Here is a 13,206-nt window from a genome sequence, read left to right on the forward strand (position 1 = left end):
ATGATCGATATGCCACAGTGGAATGTCAACCCCCGACTGCGCGAAGGACCGTGCCATGGCCGAACGCCCCCTCAATGCCACTGCGGCATCGCTCCTCGGGTTCCTGCACGAGGGATCCAAAACGGGATGGGATCTGGTGGTGACCGCGCAGGAACGCATCGGCAAGTTCTGGTCGATCACGACCAGCCAGGTGTATCGGGAACTCGCCGCGATGGAGCGTGCCGGGTTGATCGAGGCGGGGGAACGGGGCGCCCGAGAGCGCAAGCCCTACACGCTCACCGAGGATGGTCGCCAGGCGTTCGCGGACTGGATCGAGCGCGACCCCGGCCCGGAGAACATTCGCTATCCGATGCTGCTCACCGTCGCGTTCGGCGCGCACCTTCCGCCCGAGCGGTTGGCCGCGATGCTGGACTCACACCGCGCAGCGCACGAGCGCCAGCTCGCCGAATACGAGCGTGACGCCGCAGCGCACGGTTCCAACCGATTCGCGCTGGCCACACTCGACTTCGGGATCGTGTACGAACGTGCGGTACTCGAATGGTTCGATCGTGTCGGGAACCGTCTGGGTCAGGGGCAGACAGGTCTCTGAGGACTGTCAGCCGATCACACCGTCTTCGGCACCGACAGTCGTCGGCAGGTCCACCAGTTGCGGCGCACCGGCTTCGTTGCAGATCACGGTGACGAACGCCGGAAACACTATTCGCCACGAGCCGCCGACAGGAGACAACGCGCTCGCGGCGAATTCGGCCCATTCCTTCGGCAGCAACGTCACGGGTTCTTCCTGCAGCCATTGCGGCGTGGGAATCCGGCGGTTCTGCTCCTCGGCGGGATCGACGATGAACCGCACGTCGGTGGCGGTACCGGTTCCCACGTTGCGGAGCCGGAATCGGTCGACGGGTCCACGGATGCGCTGGACGTCGAACTCGACGTGCTGCGGCTGTGGGAATGCTCGCTGCGCGGCTTCGGCGATCCGGGTCAACGCGGCGACTTGGTCGAGCGCCGCGTCCAGCGCGGCCTCGGCCTCGTGTCTGGCCTGTTCGGCGAGGGTTGCCTTCCGCCACGCTGCGGCGGTGGTGGCACCGAACAGCACCGCAGCCGCCGCGCTGACCCACGATGCGGTTCTCATGCGCGGAAACTTACCCGAACGCATTTCGGGGAGGCTCGCTGGTGACGTCTCCGTGAGCGGTGAGGCGCCGGGCGATGGTCAGGGGTTGACGGAGAGGAACACGTAAGCAGCCAGCAGCACCAAGTGGACGCCGCCTTGGAGGCGGGTGGCACGCCCGGGGACCACCGTCAGCATGCCCACCACCACGGTGATGGCGAGTAGCACGACCTGAGTGGGACCGAGTCCGAGCAGAAGTGGGCCGTCCAGCCAGATCGAGGCGACGGCAATGGCCGGGATGGTCAAACCGATGCTGGCCATCGCCGATCCCAGGGCCAGATTCAAGCTGATCTGGATCCGGTTTCTCTGCGCCGCCCGCACCGCGGCGAGGGTTTCCGGCAGAAGCACGAGCAGCGCGATGACCACGCCGACGATGGATTGTGGCAATCCGGCGTCCTCGACCGCGTCCTCGATCGCAGGGGACTCGACCTTCGCCAATCCCACGACGGCGCACAACGCCAGTACCAGCAGGGCGAGGCTCATTCCCGCCATCCTGCCTGTCGGGGGTGCGGCGTTCCGGCCATCGGCGTCCACCGGTTCATCGGCGATGACGGGCAGGAAGAAGTGTCGATGCGGTCCGGTCTGGGTGAGGACGAACATCCCGTACAGAACCAGCGAGGCCACTGCGGCGAATATCAATTGTGCCGAAGAAAATTCGGGACCGGGCCGACTCGTGGTGAAGGTCGGCAGCACCAGGCTCAAGGTGGCCAGTGACGCCACCGTCGCCAGTGCGGCGCCGGTACCCTCCGCGTTGAACAGCGCGACCCCGTATCTTCGCGAGCCGACGAACAGCGACAACCCCATGATGCCGTTGACTGTGAGCATCACCGCCGCGAACACCGTGTCGCGGGCAAGCGAGGCCGTCGCCGGGCCACCGGAGATCATCAACGTCACGATCAATCCGACCTCGATGACGGTGACGGCGACAGCGAGAATCAACGATCCGAACGGCTCGCCGACCCTGTGTGCAACCACTTCGGCGTGATGAACAGCAGCCAGCACTGCACCGACCAGCACCACCGCTACGACGAGCGCCAGAACCGTGCCGATGTCTCGGCCCCAGGTCACGCCCAACACCGCAACGGAGACCGGTGGAATCAGCAGCGGCCACTCCGCAGTGACCGACCGCCACCCGAACGCCATGATTAGACCTTGCCAGCTCGGTCCGCTGACGTGCACGGCAATGCCGAGTTTCAGCCGCCCAGCACCGCGGACAGTCTGGGCAGTTCGCGAAGCGGATTCGTTCGTTCGATCTCCACGCGATCCGCTGCCGAGAATGTCTCGCTCAACTCTGGCTGAGGGTCACCGGACTCGAGGAGCGTGACCTGGCTGAACGGCCAGTCCGAGCTGAAGACGACGTGGTCCTTCGATGTCACTGCCAGGACACTGGTCATCGACGGTGGAGCGGGACTCAGTGCGGTGTCGTAGAAGAATCGGTTGACGCGGTTCTTCACGTCCAGAACCGACAGCCGTTGCACGCCCGCGGGCCAGAGGTCTGCGATCGGAGTCTGCGCGGCGAGACCGATGCGGTGCGACAGGAACGGCAATGTGCCGCCGGCATGTGCGAGCTGGAAGCGAATGTTCTGGGAAACGCGTCAGCGTTTCGGTCGCGATCGTCAACGTCGCCGCACGAGTGGTGTCGAAGGTGAACTCCTCGACGAAATCCGGTATCGGCGACTCCGGTTTCGCATCCCCGGGAACGGATGCGGGGTGGACGAACACGTAGGCGCCGCGGGCGTTCAGGACTGCCATCAACGGATCGAAGCGCGGATCGCCGAGATAGATTCCGTCGTACGCGGACAGCAACACGACACCGTCGAGGTGCAATGTGTCCAAAGCATATTCGGCTTCGGCGATCGACGCGGCGACGTCGGGCATGGGCAGCACCGCGAACGCACCGAATCGTGTGGGGTGCTGTTGGAACAGATTCGCGGCATAGGTGTTGCAGTAGCGGGCCAGGTCGTTGGCTTCCCTGCCGCGTAGGAAAGAAACCCCCGGATCGGAGACGGACAGTGCTTGGGCGCCGATGCCGTATCGGTCCATGAAGTCGAGTGCCGCTTCTGGTGACCAGGTGGGTGTCGGGTATCCGCCGATGGTGACGTACCCGTGCGACAACAGCGCGGACCGATACTCGGGTGGCAGAAAATGCGCATGCAGATCGATGCGGTAGTTACCAGCGGGCAGTTGGGCATCCACCGCTGGCGCCGCGGAGGCTGTTCGCCCCACTGCCAGCACCGCTCCCACAGCGGCGGTCGCACCGAGAAGCCCTCGCCGCGTCATCGTCGCACCGTTGTTGTTGTTCACTGAGCTCCTTGTGTCGTGTCGCCACACCGTTGACGGATTCCCTCGAAAGGATCCGGAGGACTACTGGTAGTCGGGTATTCCGTTCCCGCTGAGGGCGGGGACGGTCTCTTCTGCCACGCCGGCCCAGTGAACGGCGGCCTTGAACTGTGCCAGCTTGTCGATCACGGTCTGCCCCGAGCGTGAGTGGCCCCAGATGCTGATGCCCTGATGCGTTGCGGGCTCCCACGTGTTCTCATCGATGACGAGGGGATTCCAGCCGACCTCCCATTCGAACCCCGACGGGGTCTGGGCGTAATACGAGAGTTCACGGTCGTTCGTGTGCTGACCGACACCGAGGGCCATCCCGAAGCCCAGTTTCTTCACCCGCTCGAATGACTGGATCATGTCGTCGAGCTCGGCCACCTGAATGTTGAGATGCTGGATTCGCGTGCGGATCGGGTTGATCTTCATGCCCCGGACGTTCGCGATCGCGATCGAATGGTGTCGTTCGTTGACCCGCAGGAATCGAATCTCGAGCGTCAGACCGCTGATGGTCTCGTCGATGTAGTCCGTCAGGCGAGCATCGAAGACGGTGTCGTAGTAGCCGCGCAGCTTGTACGGCTCCTTCGATGTGATCGCCACGTGTCCCATGCCACCGGCACCGGTGACGAAGGCGTGATTCTTCATCACGAGAGGCGTCGCACTGATCAGTGCTCGGGTGAAGATCTCCTGGATGATCCCTTTGGGGCCCGGAAAACGCAGCAGCCGTTCCACTCCGCGAAGCGCGGCTTCGTCGGCAGTGCCCTCATCGATGGGGACTCCGTTCGCGACGACCCTCGCCACGATGCGGTCGAACGTCTCGTGGTCGTCGATCTGCCAGCCGATGGCGGTGACGTCCTCGGCGGGGCCGTACTGCAGCAGGAAGCGGCACTCGTGGTCGTCCATGCGGAATCGGATGCGTCCGGTGTCCAAGTCGTCGACGTGCATGCCGATGGCTTCGGCCCCGAAGCGTCTCCAGTCGGCGAACTTGCGGGTCTCGATGACGATGTACCCGAGTTGGACGTTGCCGAAGACGGACGGGCCGACGACCGCATCGTCGGCGGCCGTGTCTTCACTGTTCAGCGTGTGTGTGCTCATCTGGTGTCCTCAGGCCGACAGGAAGGTGCGGGTGACGTCGTTGAAGAACTCGGCACGTTCCCACTGGACCCAGTGGCCGGCGTTCGAGACCTGCAGCAGGTCGCAGTTCGGCATGGTGTCGGCGAGCATGCGGCCGCCGGACGGTCTGTTCACCTTGTCTGCGGCGCCCCACACCACGAGGGTCGGGGTCTGCAGCGACGACAGTCGCTTGTCGCGGGTGAAGTCCATGCGCCACAGGGTCCCGAGCGCATTGCGGCCGGACGGGCGTCGCAAAGGGGGGTCGGCGACCACAGCAGGGTCGATGCTCGACTGGAAACGCTGATCTATCACCGCGTTGGGAACGGCTGCGCCGTCGAATACCAGGTAGTCGCGGATGAACGACTCGAGCTTGTCCCGCGACGGTCCGTCCCCGCCGTAGTAGGCCAGCAGCGATCTGAGGCCGGGCGTCGGCAAGCCGCGGGTGGTACCGATACCGCCGGGTCCCATGAGCACCATGCGGCCGACGCGGCCCGGGGTGTCCAGCGCGAGCCGCAACGCGCACGCACCGCCGTAGGAGTTGCCGAGCAGATGGGCCTTGTCGACACCGATGTCGTCGAGCAGGTCGCGGATCGCATCGGCGAGGTAGCCGAACGGATCGCTCTGATCGACGCCTTTCGTCGACCGCCCGTATCCTGGCAGATCGGGAACGATGACGCGGAACGACGAGGCGAGTGCGTCGATGTTGCGCGAGTAGTTCGACACGCCGGACGCGCCGGGTCCGCCGCCGTGGAGGAGCACCACGACCGGACCCTCTCCGGTCTCGGCGTAGAAGATGTCCTTACCGCCGACGTGCACTGTCTTCTCGGTCATGGTCGAGGTGGTCACTTGGTCCTCCGAGGTAGGTGGTCGAATGAGTCGATCGTCGGGACGGTCACGGGGGATACGTGCAGATCGAGGCCCTGTGGCGCTCGAGCGAGACCGGTGTCGGGTCCGCCTGCCGCGTAGACGAATCCGTCGGGTCGAATCGCGAGCACGGTGGCGTTCTTGCCGCGGATCCAGTCGATGAGGACATCGTCGGCGTCGACGATCGCCCCTTCTCGCGCGTACGCCCCGGCCGGCAGGATGTCGAGCACGGGGACACCGGCCGCCGTCCAGGAGGCGGTGCCCTCCGAGCTTCCAGCCCGAAGGATTGCCCACTGTCCAGCGAGGACGTCGTCGAGCCGTTCCCGCTCGCCTTTCTCGTCCAGGACCCACGGTTGCGGAATTTGATGGCCGATGGCGCGAGTGCCGCCGCGACCGGGCAGCCTGGTTGTCGGCGACGTTGCGAGAAACCCCTCGGGGTAGAACGCTGCCGGGATCCAGCGACTGTCACGGAGCCAGTTGTTCACTGCCGGCACCTTGGTTGCCAGTCGCAGACCGTGATTGCGCAGGGCAGAGATCGCAGGGCGGCGTTCGGTGATGATGTTGCCGGTCTTCACGGCTCTGCGGGTCACTTCGCGGACGTGCGGCATGCGTTCGATGTGGTAGGAATCGAGGACCGCCTCGGGCAACGACCCGGTGACGACGGCTGCCAGCTTCCAACACAGGTTCGCCGCGTCGCGCACCCCCGCCGACATTCCCTGCCCGATCCAGGGTGGCATCACGTGTGCGGCGTCTCCTGCGAGAAATATCCGCCCGACGCGCCACCGGTCGGCGAACCGCACGTGGTGGCTGTAGACGACCGCGCGCAGGATCTCGACCTGGGTGTTCGTGATGCCCTGCTGTTCGAGGACCGCCCAGATGGCATCGTGGGCGACCAGTTCCTTCTCGTCGGCGCCGGTGGGAACCGGGTATTCCCAGCGGTGATGACCGAGGGGCGTGGGGCAGTCGACAGTGGGCTGGGCCGGGTCGCAGTGGAAACGTAACGAGTCGTGGCCCGGCCACTCCTGGAGCACCTTGGTGTCGATGACCACCCATCGGTCCTCGTAGGTTTGTCCTTCGAATCCGATGCCCAGCTGCCCGCGAGTCGGGCTCGACCCCCCGTCAGCCGCGATCACATACGACGCCCGAACGCGCGTGAACACGTCCGTCGTCAGGTCGGCGAGCATGAGCTGCACGCCGGTGCCGTCCTGGACCACCCGCAGGCACTCGTGTTCGAGTAATAGCTCGACATTGGGGAACCGCTCGACACCGCTGCGAAGTGTCTTCTCCACGGCCGGCTGATAGATGAACTGCTGGGGCGGGTGCCCCGCGCCGCGCGAGACCGGGGCTATGCGGACGAACGGTTTACCGTGGGAATCGACGAAGTTGACCGGCTTACCCGGCAGCATCTCAACGTTCAGGCGGTCGGCCAGGCCTACCTGTTGCCAAATCCGCAGCACTTCTTCGTCTGTGGAAATTGCTCTGGCGCGCCCGTAGATGTTCGGGTCACGCTCGATGACCAGAACGCGTAATCCGTTCATTCCCAATAGGTTCGCGGCGGTCACACCAGTAGGTCCGTAGCCGATGACGGCTACGTCGTATGTCGTGTCGGGCACTTCGAGGACCTCTCGCCGGGTGGAGTATCTCCACCGCTGCCACTACTTAATGTAGTGGTCACTACAATATGTATTGATCGCTACAGTAAGATGGGATACGTTGAGAGTCAAGACACAACCTGTGGAGGTTACGAATGCCCGAGGGCCGGAAACCGCGACGTACACGTTCGAACGGCGAAGAATCGCGGCGCCGCATTCTGGACGCGGCTGTCGAGGTCGCCAGCGAACGTGGATACGACGGAACCTCGATCGCACTCGTCAGTGCCTCGTGTGGTTTGCCCGCCAGTTCGATCTACTGGCACTTCAAGGACAAGGACGATCTGATCGCGGCGGTGATCGAGCGTTCCTTCGCCAGTTGGCTCGAAGCGGTCACCCTGCCGGCCGAGGGGACGCCTCGTGAGTGCATCACGGCGATGTCGATCCACATCGCCAAGGCGCTGCTCGATTCTCCCGATTTCCTACGGCTCGGACTGATGCTGGCACTCGAGCGTCGTCCGACCGAACCACGCGCCCGAACGATGTTCCTCGAAGTCCGCGACGAAGCCACCCGGCGAATAGCGGACACGGTCCGGGAGTTCGCACCCGAATTGGACGGCGCCTCCGTTCACCTGTTGACGACGTATGCCGTGGCATCGGCAGACGGTCTGTTCATCGCCAAGGAGATCGGCGGTGACACCGTGGACCTCCTCGCTCTGTTCGAACTGCACGCCTCGCTCGTCTTCGACGCACTCACCGGGCTTCGGGCCGGCAACCGGAAATCGACCCAGGAGCATTCGTGACCGCTCGCATCGACACCCACCGGCATTTGATGCCACCCGCCTATCGTCGGATGCTCGACGACCGCGGCCTCACCGCGGGGGTTGGCCACCCCGGACTGGTCACCGGCATCGGCGATCGACCTCATGCACCGCTCGGAAATCGCAACCGGGATCCTCTCCTGAGTGCTCCTGCCCGACATCGACGGGTCTGGGGCGAGATCGGACGGGTCTTCGACGAACTCAACGCAGATGGTGTGGTGTTGGTATCGAATGCCCAGGGAAAATGCCTCGGCCACAATGATTTCGAGCCGACCTGGGTGGAGTTGGACAGCCGCGCCGCAGTTCAACCCAGGCATCGCACCCGCGGACAGGTGGATAGCGCTGTGACACAGTAGAGTTACGAACGCTCGAGCTTGGTTGAATTGTTCATAGCATTTACGTTGATCGCCCGAAGACGAGTTGGAAGGGCGGGGCGTACCGCCGGGCCGAGAACTACCCAGCGGTCGCCCGTTCACTTGCGCTTCGAGCTGTTCAGTCCTCGGACCTGAGATCGAGCGCGATGTCGGTGATCATGTCTTCCTGTCCGCCGACGAGTCGGCGTTTGCCGACTTCGAGGAGAATGGTGCGGACGTCGATGCCGTACTGCTTGGCGGCGGTTTCGGCGTGGCGGAGGAAGCTGGAGTAGACACCGGCGTAGCCCAGGGTGAGGGTTTCCCGGTCCACGCGCACGGGCCGGTCCTGCAGGGGCCGGACGAGGTCGTCGGCGGCGTCTTGGAGGGCGAACAGGTCGCAGTTGTGTTTCCAGTCCTGGAGGTTGGCGACGGCGACGAATGCCTCGAGTGGGCAGTTGCCGGCGCCGGCGCCGTGCCCGGCGAGGGATGCGTCGACGCGGGTGACGCCCTCCTCGACGGCGACGACGCTGTTGGCCACCGAGAGTGACAGGTTCTCGTGGGCGTGGATGCCGATCTGGGTGGCGGGGTCGAGGATGTTCCGGTAGGCGCGAACCCGGTCGCGGACCCCGTCCATGGTCAGGCGGCCACCGGAGTCGGTGACGTAGACGCAGTGCGCCCCATACGATTCCATCAACTTCGCCTGCTTGGCCAGGTCGTCGGCGGTGCTCATGTGACTCATCATCAAGAATCCGGAGACGTCCATGCCGAGCTCACGGGCCTTGGCGATGTGCTGGGCGGACACGTCCGCCTCGGTGCAGTGCGTCGCGATGCGGATGGAGCGGACACCGAGCTGGTAGGCGTGTTCGAGTTCGGCGATGGTGCCGATACCGGGCAGCAGCAGCGTGGTCAGGGTGGCGTGGTTCAGGTTGTCGGCGGCGGCCTCGATCCATTCCCAGTCGGTGTGGCTGCCGGGACCGTAGTTGAGCGAGCCGCCGGCCAGTCCGTCGCCGTGGGCGACTTCGATGGCGTCGACACCGGCCGCGTCGAGAGCGGCGACGATGTGGCCGACGTCGGTGGGGGTGGTGCGGTGCCGGACGGCGTGCATGCCGTCGCGGAGGGTGACGTCCTGGATGTAGAGCTGGGTGTCGGTCACTGGTGTGCCTCCGCGGGGATCGTGGTCTGGATGCGCCGGGCGATGGACTCGGCGGTGCGCAGGGCCGCGGAGGTCATGATGTCGAGGTTGCCGGCATAGGCGGGCAGGTAGTGCGCGGCGCCCTCGACTTCGAGGAAGACCGACACCTTGGTGGTGACCGGGCCGCCGCCGGCGGGCAGCAGGGTGTGCACGGGTTCGCCGTCGGGGATCGGGGTGAACTGGACGTCCTGCTTGAGCCGGTAGCCGGGGACGTACTCGGCGACCCGGGCGGCCATCTCCGCGACGGAGCCGCGGATCGCGTCGTGGTCGGCGTCGCCGATCAGCGCGAGGACGGTGTCGCGCATCAGCAGGGGTGGTTCGGCGGGGTTGAGGATGATGACGGCCTTGCCGCGGGCGGCGCCGCCGACCTGTTCGACGGCGTGCGAGGTGGTTTCGGTGAACTCGTCGATGTTCGCGCGGGTGCCGGGTCCGGCGGATTTGGAGGCGATGGACGCGACGATCTCGGCGTAGGCGACGGGGGTGATCCGGGAGATGGCGGCGACCATGGGGATGGTGGCCTGGCCGCCGCAGGTGACCATGTTGACGTTGTCGACGCCGGAGTCGAGGTGCTCGTCGAGGTTGACCGGGGGCACGACGAACGGGCCGATCGCGGCGGGGGTGAGGTCGACGAGCTTCTTGCCGTAGGGGGCCAGCGCTGCGGCGTTGGCCTGATGGGCCTTGGCGGAGGTGGCGTCGAAGACGATGTCGATGTCGTCGAAGCAGTCGAGGGCGATGAGGCCGTGCACGCCGTCGGCGGTGGTGGGCACATTCAGGCGGGCGGCGCGGGCGAGGCCGTCTGAAGTCGGGTCGATACCGACCATCGCGCCCATCTCGAGGCTGTCGGAGTTGCGCAGGACCTTGATCATCAGGTCGGTGCCGATGTTCCCGGATCCGATGATCGCGACTTTGATCTTGTGGGTGTGTGTCATGCGTTGTCCTTCGAGAAGGCGGCGGTCACGGTGCCGAGGGTGGACAGTTCGGCGCGGATGACCGTTCCGGGTGGAGTGGGGACCATCGGGCCGAGGGCACCGGAGAGGATGACCTGCCCGGCGCGCAGGGGGTGGCCGTAGTCGCGGGCCGTGCGGGCGAGCCAGGCGAGGGCTTCGAGGGGGTCGCCGAGGCAGGCGGCGCCGGTGCCCTCGGACACCAATTCCTCGCCGGAGAACAGGCGCATGGATACCTCGCGGGGTTCGAATTCGTCTAGGGTGAGCCAGCTTTCGCCGAGGACGTAGAGTCCGGAGGAGCCGTTGTCGGCGACGGTGTCGGTGATGGTGATGTCCCAGTCGGCGATGCGGGAATCGACGATCTCGAGGGCTGCTGCGGCGCGGGCGACGGCGGCGCGCACCTGGGCGAGGCCGAGGTCGCCGTCGACGAGGTCGGCACCGAGTTCGAAGGCGATTTCGGCCTCGGCCTTCGGTTGCAGCAACCGGCCGCTCGGGACCTCGGGTAGGCCGGTGACGTCCATGTCGGCGAACAGCACACCGAAATCCGGTTGGTCCACTCCGAGTTGCTGTTGCACGGCGGGGGAGGTCAGGCCAATCTTCCGTCCGGTGATGGTGCCGCCGGCGGCGACGCGGAGGTCGGTCAACCGCTGCTGGACGGCGTAGGCGGCGTCGATATCGGTGACTCCCAGTAGATCTCGCACGGGTGCGCACGGACCCGCGGTTGCGGCCGCAAGTCGGTCGGCTGCGGCCACGATCGACGAATTCGACAGGGCTTCGGGCGTGGTGGTTGGCATCGATGACCTCACGGTGGGCTGGTTCGAGATGGATGTTGGGTGCGTTGTTGGTTGTACTGTGCCGGGCCGGATGGTGATACTCAACGAATGAGTCCCGTAGAACGGAACACTGTGGAACGGGGTGACGAGCCGACATCGGTGGTCCGGCGAATGTCGGATCTGCTCGCCGCCTTCGGTCCCACCGACACGGCGCTGGGCGTCAACGAGTTGACCCGGCGGACCGGGATACCGAAGGCGACGGTGTCGCGGCTGGTGAAGGAGATGGAAGGCGTCGGGTTTCTCGAACGCCGGGGTGTCAAGGTGGGGCTGGGCCTTCGGCTGTTCGAGCTAGGCGAGCGGGCCTCTCGTCGCCGGTCGGTCCGCGAGGTGGCGTTGCCGTTCCTCGCCGACCTGCGGGAGGCGACACGGCAGACCGTGCATCTGGCGATCCTCGACGGCACCGAGGTGGTCTACGTCGAGATCCTGCCGGGGCGGGACGCACCGTGGCTGCCGTCCGGCGTGGGTGGTCGTCTCCCCGCGCACGCCACCGGGGTGGGTAAGGCCCTGCTCGCGGGAGCATCGCCTCAGGTGATCGGCGACGTGCTGGCAGCCGGCTTGGTCCGGGTCGGTCCACGCACCATCACCGCGCCCGGGCCGCTGGTGCGGCAGTTGCGGCGGATCGCTTCGAGCGGCATCGCCTACGAGCACGAGGAGTCGGCGCCGGGCGTCGCATGCGTTGCCAGCGCCGTTCGCGTCGACGACGGTCCGCCGGTGGCGGCCGTCTCCGCGTCCGGGTGGATCGGCAAGGTCGACATCCGACGAGTCGGTCCCGCTGTGCATACGACCGCCCTGAGCATTACCCGTGCACTCACCGAGGGTGGTGATCGAGACCGTCGAGCATGAAGCGCCGATGGCCGCTTTTGCTGGCTTTCGCCCGCGCCGATACCTGACCCTCGCAGAGATGACGCGACGGCTATGTCCGGGCCGACTGGGCTCGGGTGAGTGCGGCCTGGGTCGCGGCCTCGACTGTCAGGACGATGAAGTCGCGTCGGCGCGAGTCCCGGTCGCGACCACGCGGAAGGGGTGTCGAGAACAGCCGGTCTGCGGTCTGGAGAGCTACCCATCCGTCGACGAGCGTGATCACAGTGATGAGCAATTCCTGTGCATCGCTCTCGGACAGTTCGGGGACCGCTTCCCGTGCGCTGGCGACTAACGCTCGAGCGTGCTTCTGTCGTGATGCTTCCGCGACAGGTGCCTCGAGCTCGAGTCCTTCCCAGAACAGCAGCCGCGTGAAAGTGGGGTGCTCGCGTTGGTAGTCGAATCGGCGACCGGCATAGTCTGCGATGGCGGGAACCCCGTGACCGGAGAGTTCGACAGCGGCCAGCGTGGTTGCCAGTTCGTGTTCGAGGACCGCGCTGAAGAACGCCTCCTTCTTGCCGAAGTACTGGTAGATGCGCTCTTTGTTCACTCCTGCTGTGTCGGCGATCCGATCGACACGGGCACCGGCCAGGCCGAACGAGCTGAATTCGGTAACTCCGGCCTGGATGAGGAGCTTCTTGGTTCGTTCGGTATCCCACGCCACGGCTGCATCCTACGACAGACTCCAACTGTTTGGTTGCAATCTGCCGCCTCGGGCTCTACGGTCAAAGTGCAACTGAATAGTTGGAGTTTTGGGAAGGGTTGCCTCAGGATGGAATCTCTCGTTCTCGCATCCGCGGTGGTGGAACATCTCGCTCCGACGACTACGAGGTACAGGCCTGTACGGGTGAACCGGCTTGCTCGGGATCTCGTGCCGGCGCCGCCTCCGTCCATCCACGTGCGGGTGGTCGCCACCTGGGTGTCGATATTCCCGCTCGTCACGTTGGGCATGACCGTTATGGCCTTGTCGGGCCCGATCACGGCCGCCTGGCCGACGTGGCTGCGGGCCCTGTCGCTCACCGGTGTAGTCGTTCCCACCGCGGTGTATCTCGTCGTACCGCGTGTGCTTGCCGTGTCCGTCCGGTGGATGAGCTGGCGGCGCGGGCGGTCGGCAGCTGCCGAGCCCTGTGAACGCCTGTAGCGGCGCGAGCG

Annotated in this window: 15 protein-coding genes and 1 pseudogene; 5 read left to right on the forward strand and 11 right to left on the reverse strand. The window is 65.7% G+C overall.

The features are described from left to right. Window positions 1–55: 55 nt before the first annotated feature. Window positions 56–589, forward strand: coding sequence for a PadR family transcriptional regulator (locus WKC72_RS22075; protein WP_370179160.1), 534 nt, complete (start codon window positions 56–58; stop codon window positions 587–589). A 6-nt stretch (window positions 590–595) separates the two neighbouring features. On the opposite strand, the gene WKC72_RS22080 is transcribed toward WKC72_RS22075, so the two are convergent. The 7 genes and pseudogenes from WKC72_RS22080 to WKC72_RS22110 form a co-directional block, all read right to left on the reverse strand. After that, the gene (locus tag WKC72_RS22080; protein ID WP_255221529.1) at window positions 596–1,126 is read right to left on the reverse strand and encodes a hypothetical protein; all 531 of its coding nucleotides are present in this window, start codon (window positions 1,124–1,126) and stop codon (window positions 596–598) included. Window positions 1,127–1,204: 78 nt separating this feature from the next. Further along, a complete protein-coding gene (locus tag WKC72_RS22085; protein ID WP_370179163.1) occupies window positions 1,205–2,305 on the reverse strand; it encodes a calcium:proton antiporter in 1,101 nt (366 codons plus the stop codon). Window positions 2,306–2,355: 50 nt separating this feature from the next. Beyond that, window positions 2,356–2,640, reverse strand: coding sequence for an amidohydrolase family protein (locus WKC72_RS22090; protein ID WP_370179165.1), 285 nt, complete (start codon window positions 2,638–2,640; stop codon window positions 2,356–2,358). 70 nt (window positions 2,641–2,710) lie between these two features. Beyond that, window positions 2,711–3,442, reverse strand: a pseudogene (locus WKC72_RS22095) (amidohydrolase family protein); the annotation flags it as partial. 84 nt (window positions 3,443–3,526) lie between these two features. Further along, window positions 3,527–4,582, reverse strand: a complete 1,056-nt coding sequence (locus tag WKC72_RS22100; RefSeq protein WP_112298283.1) for a VOC family protein — start codon at window positions 4,580–4,582, stop codon at window positions 3,527–3,529. A gap of 9 nt (window positions 4,583–4,591) precedes the next feature. Continuing rightward, window positions 4,592–5,446 carry an alpha/beta fold hydrolase gene (locus WKC72_RS22105; RefSeq protein WP_370179168.1) on the reverse strand — a complete coding sequence of 285 codons (855 nt, stop codon included), beginning with the start codon at window positions 5,444–5,446 and terminating at the stop codon, window positions 4,592–4,594. Then, complete coding sequence (locus tag WKC72_RS22110; protein WP_370179170.1) at window positions 5,443–7,077, reverse strand: bifunctional 3-(3-hydroxy-phenyl)propionate/3-hydroxycinnamic acid hydroxylase; 1,635 nt, start codon at window positions 7,075–7,077, stop codon at window positions 5,443–5,445. Before WKC72_RS22110 ends, WKC72_RS22105 begins: the two co-directional genes overlap by 4 nt. Before the next feature lie 134 nt (window positions 7,078–7,211). On the opposite strand from WKC72_RS22110, the gene WKC72_RS22115 reads away from it, so the two are divergent. Further along, on the forward strand, window positions 7,212–7,856 hold the full coding sequence (locus WKC72_RS22115) for a TetR/AcrR family transcriptional regulator (protein WP_370179172.1): 645 nt from the start codon (window positions 7,212–7,214) through the stop codon (window positions 7,854–7,856). After that, entirely contained in the window at window positions 7,853–8,230 is a 378-nt protein-coding gene (locus WKC72_RS22120; RefSeq protein WP_370179174.1) for a hypothetical protein, read from the forward strand. Before WKC72_RS22115 ends, WKC72_RS22120 begins: the two co-directional genes overlap by 4 nt. A 136-nt stretch (window positions 8,231–8,366) precedes the next feature. Here the strand turns inward: WKC72_RS22120 and dmpG are convergent, their stop codons facing one another. Genes dmpG through WKC72_RS22135 form a run of 3 tightly spaced genes read right to left on the reverse strand, consistent with a single transcriptional unit; the run spans window position 8,367 to window position 11,157 of the window. Beyond that, window positions 8,367–9,380, reverse strand: a complete 1,014-nt coding sequence (gene dmpG / locus WKC72_RS22125; protein WP_370179176.1) for a 4-hydroxy-2-oxovalerate aldolase — start codon at window positions 9,378–9,380, stop codon at window positions 8,367–8,369. After that, window positions 9,377–10,348 carry an acetaldehyde dehydrogenase (acetylating) gene (locus tag WKC72_RS22130; RefSeq protein ID WP_370179178.1) on the reverse strand — a complete coding sequence of 324 codons (972 nt, stop codon included), beginning with the start codon at window positions 10,346–10,348 and terminating at the stop codon, window positions 9,377–9,379. Before WKC72_RS22130 ends, dmpG begins: the two co-directional genes overlap by 4 nt. Next, window positions 10,345–11,157: a 2-keto-4-pentenoate hydratase gene (locus tag WKC72_RS22135; protein ID WP_370179180.1), complete on the reverse strand. Its 813-nt coding sequence runs from the start codon at window positions 11,155–11,157 to the stop codon at window positions 10,345–10,347. Before WKC72_RS22135 ends, WKC72_RS22130 begins: the two co-directional genes overlap by 4 nt. 87 nt (window positions 11,158–11,244) lie before the next feature. Here WKC72_RS22135 and WKC72_RS22140 point away from each other — a divergent pair, with 87 nt between their 5' ends. Continuing rightward, window positions 11,245–12,039: an IclR family transcriptional regulator gene (locus tag WKC72_RS22140; RefSeq protein WP_052033254.1), complete on the forward strand. Its 795-nt coding sequence runs from the start codon at window positions 11,245–11,247 to the stop codon at window positions 12,037–12,039. 70 nt (window positions 12,040–12,109) lie between these two features. On the opposite strand, the gene WKC72_RS22145 is transcribed toward WKC72_RS22140, so the two are convergent. Next, window positions 12,110–12,718 carry a TetR/AcrR family transcriptional regulator gene (locus tag WKC72_RS22145; protein ID WP_112298275.1) on the reverse strand — a complete coding sequence of 203 codons (609 nt, stop codon included), beginning with the start codon at window positions 12,716–12,718 and terminating at the stop codon, window positions 12,110–12,112. Between the two features lie 183 nt (window positions 12,719–12,901). Here WKC72_RS22145 and WKC72_RS22150 point away from each other — a divergent pair, with 183 nt between their 5' ends. Further along, on the forward strand, window positions 12,902–13,195 hold the full coding sequence (locus tag WKC72_RS22150) for a hypothetical protein (protein ID WP_370179183.1): 294 nt from the start codon (window positions 12,902–12,904) through the stop codon (window positions 13,193–13,195). Window positions 13,196–13,206 lie beyond the last annotated feature (11 nt).

The sequence above is a fragment of the Rhodococcus wratislaviensis genome, from assembly GCF_041228765.1.
Classification (GTDB): domain Bacteria; phylum Actinomycetota; class Actinomycetes; order Mycobacteriales; family Mycobacteriaceae; genus Rhodococcus_F; species Rhodococcus_F wratislaviensis.

What these genes read in the sequence shown, in the direction of transcription:
- WKC72_RS22075 (WP_370179160.1), top strand. Translation starts at nt 56, where the DNA reads ATGGCCGAACGCCCCCTCAATGCCACTGCGGCATCGCTCCTCGGGTTC.
- WKC72_RS22080 (WP_255221529.1), bottom strand. Translation starts at nt 1,126, where the DNA reads ATGAGAACCGCATCGTGGGTCAGCGCGGCGGCTGCGGTGCTGTTCGGT.
- WKC72_RS22085 (WP_370179163.1), bottom strand. Translation starts at nt 2,305, where the DNA reads ATGGCGTTCGGGTGGCGGTCGGTCACTGCGGAGTGGCCGCTGCTGATT.
- WKC72_RS22100 (WP_112298283.1), bottom strand. Translation starts at nt 4,582, where the DNA reads ATGAGCACACACACGCTGAACAGTGAAGACACGGCCGCCGACGATGCG.
- WKC72_RS22115 (WP_370179172.1), top strand. Translation starts at nt 7,212, where the DNA reads ATGCCCGAGGGCCGGAAACCGCGACGTACACGTTCGAACGGCGAAGAA.
- WKC72_RS22130 (WP_370179178.1), bottom strand. Translation starts at nt 10,348, where the DNA reads ATGACACACACCCACAAGATCAAAGTCGCGATCATCGGATCCGGGAAC.
- WKC72_RS22135 (WP_370179180.1), bottom strand. Translation starts at nt 11,157, where the DNA reads ATGCCAACCACCACGCCCGAAGCCCTGTCGAATTCGTCGATCGTGGCC.
- WKC72_RS22140 (WP_052033254.1), top strand. Translation starts at nt 11,245, where the DNA reads ATGAGTCCCGTAGAACGGAACACTGTGGAACGGGGTGACGAGCCGACA.